Below are 10,087 nucleotides of genomic sequence, written 5' to 3'. Positions count from 1 at the left end.
GGCTCAATGAATTGCTGAAATAAACTGTTCGACTTCTTATTGCTAAGAAATCGTCTTGGTCACTTCACCAGACATTGAAAATCAAAAATTGTTTTGATGTTCGATGCTGTGAGTGCCCACACAGATTGCTTGATTCAAATTGTTAAAGATCGTCACGCTTGTCGCGCTGAGGAGGCGCATATTACGCTTCTCACTTCGAAAGTCAAGCGATTGTTTTCGCTTTTCTTTCGGCGCCCACTTCGCTAGGAAGCTGGCTCATCAGTTTGGCGTGTTCCGCCGTGCTGGTAGGGGCGCATTATAGGGAGCCGCGCCGGGATGACAAGAGGAAAACTGCAAAAAATGGCACTTTTTACAGTTTTTCGGTTCAACCGTTGCTTTATTAAACAAAAGCCCCGCATCGGCGGGGCTGTTTCGGACAAAAAACCCTTAATTCACATCACACTGCTACCTTTTTGACCAGAATTCGCGGGCAAAGCTGCGTACCTTTTCCCAATCGGTAAACTCAATGTCCTTACTGGTGTCGGTACTGCCACCGGTAATCTTCATGATCAGCTGGATGATGCGAGTCTGCCACCAGTTATAGCGGGAGTACTGCAGCGCACCGGCAAACACACCCAAGGTTTTCGGCTTCCAGGGAGAGAGGCGCAGGAACTTCTTCATATAGGCATTGGTTTGCGGCGTCTGCTTCTCTGGCTTGCGGGCCGTCAGGTTGACACAGAAGAAGGCCGCATTGGCCACCTCCAACTGCTCCTGATGAGCGTGAATAAAGCTGAACAGGCTGGGGTGGAAGTTGCCATAACGAATGGAGGCGCCGATCAAGACCTTGGCATACTTGCTGAGGTTGCACATCGGCAAGGTGTGCAGGTCGTGCATCACCACTTCGCATCCCGGCATCTGCTCCAGCATGACATCGACTATTTTGCGGGTTTGGCCATCCCGAGAGGAATAAAGCACCAGAATCTTGTCCATAACAACCTCAACTACGCCAGAATGCAGGAGTAAACAGTACCAGAAGTGTGAAAATTTCCAATCGGCCAAACAACATAGCCAACACCAGTACCCACTGGGCCGCTGGCGAGATATTGCCGAAGTTGGCTGATACCTCTCCCAAACCCGGGCCTACGTTGGTGAAAGCCGCAGCCACAGCGGTGAATGCGGTCACTTCGTTCAGCCCCGTCATCAGCAACAGCAGCATGAACATAAAGAAGAGAATAATATAGGTGGCGAAGTAGCCCCACACCGCCTCGACGATACGCTCGGGCACAGCCCGATTCCCCAGCTTCAAGGTATAGATGGCTCTGGGGTGAACCAACCGCTTCAACTCGCGCATCCCCTGCATGAACAGGATCATAAAACGCATCACCTTGATGCCGCCGCCAGTACTACCCGCACAACAGCCGATAAATGCTGAGAACATCAGCAGCATGGGCAGGAACGAGGGCCAGTCGGCATAGGTCGTGGTGCTGTAGCCGGTGGTGGTCCCCAGAGAGACCGCCTGGAAAAGACCGTGATTGAGCGCCTCTTGCCAGGTGGCGTAGTGTCCGTGGGTCAGCAAGGCGACAAAGCAGATCATCACCAGGGTCGCCTGAATGGCCAGGAACACCTTGAGTTCAGAATCGTAAAGGTAGCGCCCGAGCCGAACCGGGCGGTGAGAGAAGACGGTAAAGTGGAGCGCAAAGTTCACACTGGCCAGCAGCAGGAACACCACGGTAATCAGGTTGATGACCGGACTGTTGAAGAAACCGATGCTGGCATCGTGAGTGGAGAAGCCACCGACCGACAGAGTCGAGAACGAATGGCACACAGCATCGAACAGCGTCATTCCGGCGAGCCAGTAGGCCAGCGCACAGAGTGCGGTGAGCAGCAGATAGATGAACCAGAGCGCCTTGGCCGTTTCGGCGATGCGCGGCGTCACCTTGGTATCCTTCACCGGCCCCGGGATCTCGGCGCGATAGAGCTGCATGCCCCCGATCCCCAGCAGTGGCAGAATGGCCACCGCCAGTACGATGATCCCCATGCCCCCCAGCCACTGCAGCAGCTGGCGATAGAACAGAAACGCCTTGGGCAGATTATCGAGCCCGGTCAGTACCGTTGCGCCTGTGGTGGTCAGGCCGGAGAAAGATTCGAAGAAGGCCTCCGAGACCGACATGTCCGGCACGTCGCTCATGATGAAGGGCACAGCCCCCACACTGCCCAGCACAGTCCAGAACAGCACCACGATGAGGAAGCCCTCTTTCGAGCGCATCTCCTTCTTGTGATAGCGATTGGGAAACCAGAGCACCACACCGAGCAGCAGGGCGATCAGAAAAGAGCTGACGAACTCGGCACCACCACCATCCCGATAGCCAAAGGCCACCAGTGCAGGCAACAGCATGGTCGAGCTGAACAGCGCAACCAGCAGGCCAACAATGCGAATAATGCTCAGAATGTGCATTACAGCTCCCTTTCCCCAATTAAATAGCGATGGATTCTAGCCATCTAAGGGGCTGAGGGATACCCGCCCATGAGTCCGGTCGGTCAATTCACGGTCCACCTGAGCCCAAACTGAGGACTCCCACGCCACCTGCAAGGTGACCTGATGACCGTAATCCGCCGCCAGCAATTCGCCATTATGGCTGCTGATCAGCGACTCGACAGTCCCCATGTCACCGTAATCGCAGTGAATGAGAGAGGGAGTGCGTGGCACCTTGAGCAGGGTGGGCAACTGCTTGAGGGCGGCACCGACCCCCCCCCCATAGGCTTTGACCAGTCCACCGGTGCCAAGCTGGATGCCGCCGTAGTAACGCACTACCACGGCGCAGATTTCACCGAGCCCCGACCCCATCAACTGGGCCAGGATCGGCTTGCCCGCCGTACCGGAAGGTTCGCCGTCATCGCTGAAGCCATAAACCTGACTATCTTGCGGCGCGCCCGCCACAAAGGCCCAGCAGTGATGGCGAGCGGTCGGATGTTGACGCTTGATCTCGTTGACCCACCCCTTGGCCGCCTCGACGGTCGGGGTGTGGGCGATCAGGGTAATGAAGCGGCTCTTCTTGATCTCTTCGCTGATCTCCAATGAAGCGGCCGGAATGGAGTACGCAGCCGCCATCAGAGTCCTGCTTGTCTGGTCATGTTCTCCACCCCGTTGGCGTGCAGCACTATGTTGTCTTCGATGCGGATGCCGCCGAACGGACGCAGCGCCTCCACCTTGTTCCAGTTGACCCGTTTGCCCTGCTCGCCCTGACGCAGCGGCTCCAGCAAACTGTCGATGAAGTAGATGCCCGGCTCGATGGTGAACACCTGACCCACCTCCATCATCCGGGTGCAGCGCAGATAGGGGAACAGCTCGGGCGCCGCCAGGTGGGTGCCGCGCTCATCCTGCATGAAACCACCCGCATCGTGTACCTGCAAACCGAGGAAGTGGCCGAGGCCGTGGGGGAAGAAGACGTTGGTCACCCCGGTGTTGATCATCTCGTCCACCGACATATCCACCAGCTCGGTCGCTTGCAGCAGGCGCGCCAGCTTGTGGTGCATCTGCAGGTGCAGCTCGCTGTAACGACGACCCGGTTTGATCTCCTTGATGATTTCCTGCTGCTGCTCGTCGAGGGCGGCAATCAGATCGGCGAACTCGCCACGCCGCCACGCCCAGGTGCGGGTGATGTCGGAGGCATAACCGTGAAAATCGACACCGGCATCGATCAGGAAAGAGTGGCGCTCCGCATCGGGCACCCGCACGGCAGACAAATGAGTGTAGTGAAGGATGGCCGCATTGCGGTTGATGGCGACGATATTGCCGTAGGGTGCCTCATTGGCCCCCTGCCCGACCGCTTTCATATAGGCCAGATTGATCTCGAACTCGCTAGCCCCCGCCATAAAAGAGTCCTTGGCGGCGATATGGCCGCGCACCCCGATCCGGTTCGCCTCACGAAGACACTCCAGCTCGTAGGGGGTCTTGTAGGCGCGGTGATAGTGCAGGTAGTTGAGCACCGCCTCCGGATTGGGCTGGGTCAGCCCCAGCAGCTCGGCCACTTCCAGATGGCCCCCCAGATAGGCCCACTCCTGCTTGTTGGCAGGTAGATGGTCGGCCACCTGTTCCGGCCGGGTCAGGAAGCGGATATCGAAGAACTCGACCCAGAAGGCATTGGGCAGATCCGCCACCTTGTGCCAGAAATCGACCGGGCGGGAGAACAGCAGGATTGGTTTGTTCACCCCGTCCACCAGCAGCCAGCAGTGGGGATTGTCCAGCACCGGCAACCAGGCTTTGAAATGCGGGTTTACCTTGAACGGGTAATCCTGATCATCGAGGAAGATGCGGTGAGTCTGGCCGGAGTGGATGGCCAGTCCGCTGAGCCCCTGTTGTTGCAGAATATCGCGGGTGCGCTGCTGCAAGGTATCGAGGTGCTGGGCAAAAAGTTGGCTGTAGCTGCTCATGGCGTCCTGCTCCGAGGTGAATGTGATTGCAGCATAACATCAAGCGCTTGGCGGCTCGACCCGTCAAGCTGCCGCTTCGTGAGGTAACGCATACGTTACAAACGTGTTTGTTATCAACAGAAAACCAATTATTAACAAATCAAAAACAATTCAATACACTGCCGGTAGATACATGAAGTCAGGGATTACTCATGGACAACCTCTGCCTGTGGCAACCGGATCCGCTCGGGATGCAGCAATCCAACCTCTACCGTTTTATGGCGGAGGTGAACCGTTTCCACGGCTTGCAGTTGCAGAACTACCCGCAGCTTTATCAATGGTCGGTGGAGAAGACCACCCGTTTCTGGCCGCTGGTATGGCAGCACTGCGGCGTCAAGGGCGAGCTCGGCAACATAGTGGCGGAGAACCGTCAGGATATGCAGCGCACCCGCTGGTTCCCCGACAGCAGCCTCAACTTCGCCGAAAACCTGCTGCGCCGTCAGGACGAGAGCCCAGCCATCATCTCCCGTATCGAAGGAAGTCCAAGCCGTACTCTTAGCTGGGGTGAACTGAGTGATCAGGTTGCCCGGCTGGCGCAGTGGCTGCGTCATCAGGGGATTGGTCGTGGCGATGTGGTCGCCGCCTATCTGCCCAATATTCCGGAAACCGTGGTTGCCATGCTGGCAACCACCAGTCTGGGGGCAATCTGGACCTCCACCAGCCCCGACTTTGGCGAAGCCAGCGTGGTAGAGCGCTTCGGCCAGACCCGACCACGAGTGCTGTTTGCGGTGGATGGCTATCGCTACAACGGCAAGGCTATCGACATTCAACAGAAGGTCGCCAGCGTGGTGAGCCAGATCGACAGCATAGAGCAGACGGTGATGATCCCCCTGCTCGGCAACCCGTTGCAGCTTGGTCACGACTGGCAGCAAGTGCTGGCGAGCCAGCCGGACGCCAGCCTCCAGTTCGAGCCCATGGCTTTCAACGACCCGCTCTACATCCTCTACTCCTCCGGCACCACCGGCAAACCCAAGTGCATCGTGCACGGGATTGGCGGCACCCTGCTGCAACACCTGAAAGAGCACCAGCTGCACTGCGACATCAAACCGGGGGAGCGGATCTTCTACTTCACCACCTGCGGCTGGATGATGTGGAACTGGCTGGTGAGCGCCCTCGCCTCCGGCGCCACTCTGGTTCTATATGACGGCTCGCCGTTTTACCCGGATGGCAACGTGCTGTGGGATCTCGCCCGTGACGAGCAGGTCAGCTTGTTCGGCACTTCGGCCAAGTATCTCGATGCGCTGCACAAGCAGGGTTATGCCCCCATCAAGAGCCACGATTTGCCGCACTTGCGGCTGATCTGCAGCACCGGCTCTGTGCTGTCGCCGGAGGGGTTTGACTATGTCTACCAGCAGATAAAGCAGGATGTGCAGCTCAGCTCCATCTCCGGCGGCACCGATATCTGCTCCTGCTTCGTCATCGGCAATCCACTCAGCCCTGTCTATCGCGGCGAGAGCCAGGGGCGCGGCCTCGGCCTCGCGGTGCAGGTATTCAACGAAGCGGGCCAGCCGGTGCAGGGGGAGAAGGGCGAGCTGGTCTGCACCAAGCCGTTCCCGGCCCAGCCCATCTACTTCTGGGGCGACGAGAATGGCGACAAGTACCATGCCGCCTACTTCGAACGGTTCGACAACATCTGGTGCCACGGCGACTGGATCGAGCTGACCCCGACCGGTGGCATTCTGTTCTACGGCCGCTCCGACGCCACCCTCAACCCGGGCGGCGTGCGCATCGGCACCAGCGAGATCTACCGCTATGTCGAACAGCTCGACGAAGTGGAAGAGAGCATCGTCATCGGCCAGCAGTGGCAGCAGGACGAGCGGGTGGTGCTGTTCGTCAAGCTCAAGGCGGGTTGCAAGCTTGATGAGCCGCTACGCGAGCGGATCCGCCAGCAAATAAAGCAGCACTGCACCGCCCGCCACGTGCCCGCCCGCATCCTGCAGGTGGATGCCATCCCCCGCACCAAGTCCGGCAAGATCGTCGAACTTGCAGTGCGGGAGGTGGTGCACAACAGACCGGTCAACAACACCCATGCCCTCGCCGATCCCGAGGTACTGAACCAGTATCGCAACCGGCCAGAACTGGCCAGCTGATAGCAAACTCACATCCATCCGAGGCGCCGCAAGGCGCCTCTTTTTTGCCCGTTTTGTGATGAGGAGCTTTTACTCGAGAACTGTTAAACAAATGTTTTAAATAGGTGTTGAAAATGTCTCCTTTTGGATCAATAGTGAGCCTCGCCCCCTGCTGGGGATTAAGGAGCACCACTCCCCACTGAGTGGGAACAAGGAGACACTCTCATGATCTACCAAGGCGAAACCCTGTCGGTCAGCTACCTCGAAAACGGCATCGCCGAGTTGAGGTTTGATGCCCCGGGTTCAGTCAACAAGCTGGATCGCGCTACCCTGCTCTCCCTGAGCGAAGCGATCGCCGCATTACAACAAGAACGTGAACTAAAAGGTCTGATCCTCACCTCCGGCAAAGACGCCTTTATCGTCGGTGCCGACATTACCGAATTCCTGGAACTGTTCGATCTGCCGCAAGAAGATCTGCTCGGCTGGCTGAAAAAGGCCAACGACATCTTCAATGCCATCGAAGATCTGCCGGTTCCAACCCTCTCCGCCATCAAGGGACACGCTCTGGGCGGCGGCTGCGAGACCATTCTCTCCACCGACTTCCGTCTGGCTGACACCAGCGCCAAGATTGGCCTGCCCGAGACCAAACTCGGCATCATGCCGGGCTTTGGCGGCACAGTCCGTCTGCCGCGGGTGATCGGCGCCGACAACGCGCTCGAGTGGATCACCACCGGCAAGGATTACCGTGCCGATGACGCCCTCAAGGTGGGCGCCATCGATGCCGTGGTCGCCCCCGACGCGCTGCAGAGCGCTGCGCTGCAGATGATCAAGGACGCCATCGCGGGCAAGCTGGACTGGCAGAGCCGTCGCGCCGCCAAGAAAGCGCCGCTGCGCCTCTCCAAACTGGAAGCCATGATGAGCTTCACCACCGCCGCCGGCATGGTTGCCGCCGTGGCGGGCAAACACTATCCGGCGCCGATGACCGCGGTGAAAACCGTCGAGGCCGCCGCAGGTATGAGCCGCGATGAGGCGCTCACTGTCGAGGCACAAGGCTTTATCAAGCTGGCCAAGACCGACGTGGCCAAGGCGCTGGTCGGCATCTTCCTGAACGATCAGCACATCAAGGCACTGGCCAAGAAGGCGGCCAAGCAGGCGAGCAAGGCCACTGGCCACGCCGCCGTACTGGGTGCCGGCATCATGGGCGGCGGCATCGCCTACCAGTCTGCCAGCAAGGGCATTCCGGCGGTGATGAAGGATATCAACGAGAAGGCGCTGGCACTTGGCATGGGCGAAGCCACCAAGCTGCTCAACGGCCAGCTCGAAAAGGGCCGCATCGATGGCATCAAGATGGGCCAGGTACTCTCCGCCATCACCCCGACCCTCAGCTATGACAACGTCAAGCACGTGGATGTGGTGGTCGAAGCCGTGGTCGAGAACCCGAAAGTGAAAGCCGCCGTACTGGGCGAAGTGGAAGGGATCATTGGCGAAGACGCCGTGCTCGCCAGCAACACCTCCACCATCCCCATCTCCCTGCTGGCCAAGGGGCTGAAGCGCCCGCAGAACTTCTGCGGCATGCACTTCTTCAATCCGGTGCACCGCATGCCACTGGTGGAGATCATCCGCGGCGAGCAAACCTCCGATGAAACCATCAACCGCGTGGTGGCCTACGCCGCCGCCATGGGCAAGTCCCCGGTTGTGGTCAACGACTGCCCTGGCTTCTTCGTCAACCGCGTGCTGTTCCCCTACTTCTTCGGCTTCAACAAGCTGGTCGCCGATGGTGCTGACTTCGCGGCCGTCGACAAGGTGATGGAGAAGGAGTTCGGCTGGCCCATGGGCCCCGCCTACCTGCTGGACGTGGTCGGCATCGACACCGGTCACCATGCCGGTGATGTGATGGCACAAGGCTTCCCGGCACGCATGAGCAAGGAAGGCCGCACCGCCATCGACGTGATGTACGAAGTGAACCGCTTCGGTCAGAAGAATGGCAAGGGCTTCTACGCCTACGAGCAGGACAAGAAGGGCAAGCCGAAGAAGGTGGCCGACGCCGCCAGCTACGAGCTGCTGGCCCCCATCGCCAAGCCGAAACAGGATTTCGACAAGGACGCCATCATCGCTCGCATGATGATCCCGATGATCAACGAGGTGGTGCTCTGTCTGGAAGAGGGCATTGTTGCCACCCCAGCCGAAGCCGACATCGCGCTGGTCTACGGTCTGGGCTTCCCTCCCTTCCGCGGCGGCGTGTTCCGCTATCTGGACACCATTGGTCTGGATCGCTACGTGGCCATGGCCGACCAGTATGCCGACTTGGGCCCGCTCTACCGCGTCAGCGACAAGCTGCGCGAGATGGCTGCCCAAGGCAAAACCTTCTACTGATTGCGGAAAGGAGATCCATTCATGAAAGACGTAGTCATTGTCGACTGTATCCGGACCCCGATGGGCCGGTCCAAGGGCGGCGCCTTCCGCAACGTGCGTGCAGAAGATCTGTCCGCGCACCTGATGAAATCCATCCTGCTGCGCAACCCCAACCTCGACCCGAACGAGATCGAGGATATCTACTGGGGCTGCGTGCAGCAGACTCTGGAGCAGGGCTTCAACATCGCCCGCAACGCCGCACTGCTGGCCGGTATTCCGAAGCAGGTAGGGGCGGTTACCGTCAACCGCCTGTGTGGCTCCTCCATGCAGGCGCTGCACGACGCCTCCCGCGCCATTCAGGTAGGTGATGGGGATATCTTCATCATCGGCGGCGTCGAGCACATGGGTCACGTACCGATGAGCCACGGCGTCGACTTCCACCCCGGCATGGCCAAATCGGTGGCGAAAGCCTCCGGCATGATGGGGCTGACCGCCGAGATGCTCGGCAAGCTGCACGGCATCAGCCGCCAGCAGCAGGACGAGTTTGCCGCCCGCTCCCACCGCCGTGCTCACGCTGCCACCGTGGAAGGGCGTTTTGCCAAGGAGATCGTCGGGCTGGAAGGCCACGACGCCAGCGGCGCCCGCTTCTTCTACGACTATGACGAGGTGATCCGCCCGGAGACCACGGTCGAAACTCTAAGCCAGCTGCGCCCGGTGTTTGACCCGGTCAACGGCACCGTCACCGCCGGCAGCTCCTCGGCGCTGTCTGACGGCGCCGCCGCCATGCTGGTGATGAGCGCGGATCGCGCCAAGGCCCTCGGCCTCACGCCGCGCGCCAAGGTTCGTGCCATGGCCATCGCCGGCTGTGACGCCGCCATCATGGGTTACGGCCCAGTGCCGGCCACCCAGAAGGCGCTCAAGCGTGCCGGTCTGACTGTCGGTGATATCGACCTGTTCGAGCTGAACGAGGCGTTTGCCGCCCAGTCCCTGCCCTGCGTGAAGGATCTGGGTCTGCAGGATCAGGTGGACGAGAAGGTGAACCTGAACGGCGGCGCCATTGCCCTGGGTCACCCCCTCGGCTGCTCCGGCGCCCGCATCTCCACCACCCTCATCAATCTGATGGAGGAGAAGGATGCCACCCTGGGGGTTGCCACCATGTGTATCGGTCTGGGTCAGGGCATCGCCACCGTGTTTGAACGGGTGTGATAACCAGCCGG

General features: G+C 59.6%; 7 protein-coding genes. 3 read left to right on the top strand and 4 right to left on the bottom strand.

The features are described 5' to 3' along the window. Positions 1–444 precede the first annotated feature (444 nt). From hemG to pepQ, 4 genes are read right to left on the bottom strand one after another with little or no spacing between them, the layout of a single operon-like run. Positions 445–969 (bottom strand): menaquinone-dependent protoporphyrinogen IX dehydrogenase, encoded by a 525-nt coding sequence (hemG, locus tag AB5Y92_RS11800; protein ID WP_005339483.1) that lies wholly within the window; start codon positions 967–969, stop codon positions 445–447. Positions 970–976: 7 nt separating this feature from the next. Next, the gene (locus tag AB5Y92_RS11795; RefSeq protein ID WP_005339482.1) at positions 977–2,434 is read right to left on the bottom strand and encodes a TrkH family potassium uptake protein; all 1,458 of its coding nucleotides are present in this window, start codon (positions 2,432–2,434) and stop codon (positions 977–979) included. Positions 2,435–2,470: 36 nt separating this feature from the next. Continuing rightward, on the bottom strand, positions 2,471–3,088 hold the full coding sequence (locus AB5Y92_RS11790; protein WP_368226835.1) for a YigZ family protein: 618 nt from the start codon (positions 3,086–3,088) through the stop codon (positions 2,471–2,473). Further along, entirely contained in the window at positions 3,088–4,410 is a 1,323-nt protein-coding gene (gene pepQ / locus AB5Y92_RS11785; RefSeq protein ID WP_368226834.1) for a Xaa-Pro dipeptidase, read from the bottom strand. The genes AB5Y92_RS11790 and pepQ overlap by 1 nt, the downstream gene beginning before the upstream one ends. A 191-nt stretch (positions 4,411–4,601) precedes the next feature. Between pepQ and AB5Y92_RS11780 the strand changes: the two genes are divergently transcribed. From AB5Y92_RS11780 to fadA, 3 genes are all read left to right on the top strand, one after another. Further along, positions 4,602–6,539 (top strand): acetoacetate--CoA ligase, encoded by a 1,938-nt coding sequence (locus tag AB5Y92_RS11780; RefSeq protein ID WP_368226833.1) that lies wholly within the window; start codon positions 4,602–4,604, stop codon positions 6,537–6,539. A gap of 204 nt (positions 6,540–6,743) precedes the next feature. Continuing rightward, the gene (gene fadB, locus AB5Y92_RS11775) at positions 6,744–8,891 is read left to right on the top strand and encodes a fatty acid oxidation complex subunit alpha FadB (RefSeq protein ID WP_368226832.1); all 2,148 of its coding nucleotides are present in this window, start codon (positions 6,744–6,746) and stop codon (positions 8,889–8,891) included. Further along, positions 8,892–10,076, top strand: coding sequence for an acetyl-CoA C-acyltransferase FadA (fadA, locus tag AB5Y92_RS11770; RefSeq protein ID WP_201906638.1), 1,185 nt, complete (start codon positions 8,892–8,894; stop codon positions 10,074–10,076). It abuts the gene before it with no gap. Positions 10,077–10,087 lie beyond the last annotated feature (11 nt).

The organism is Aeromonas sp. R1-1 (assembly GCF_040908495.1).
GTDB lineage: Bacteria > Pseudomonadota > Gammaproteobacteria > Enterobacterales > Aeromonadaceae > Aeromonas > Aeromonas veronii.
The sequence above is the reverse complement of the archived record's forward strand: the minus strand, read 5'-3'. Positions and strand labels throughout refer to the sequence as shown.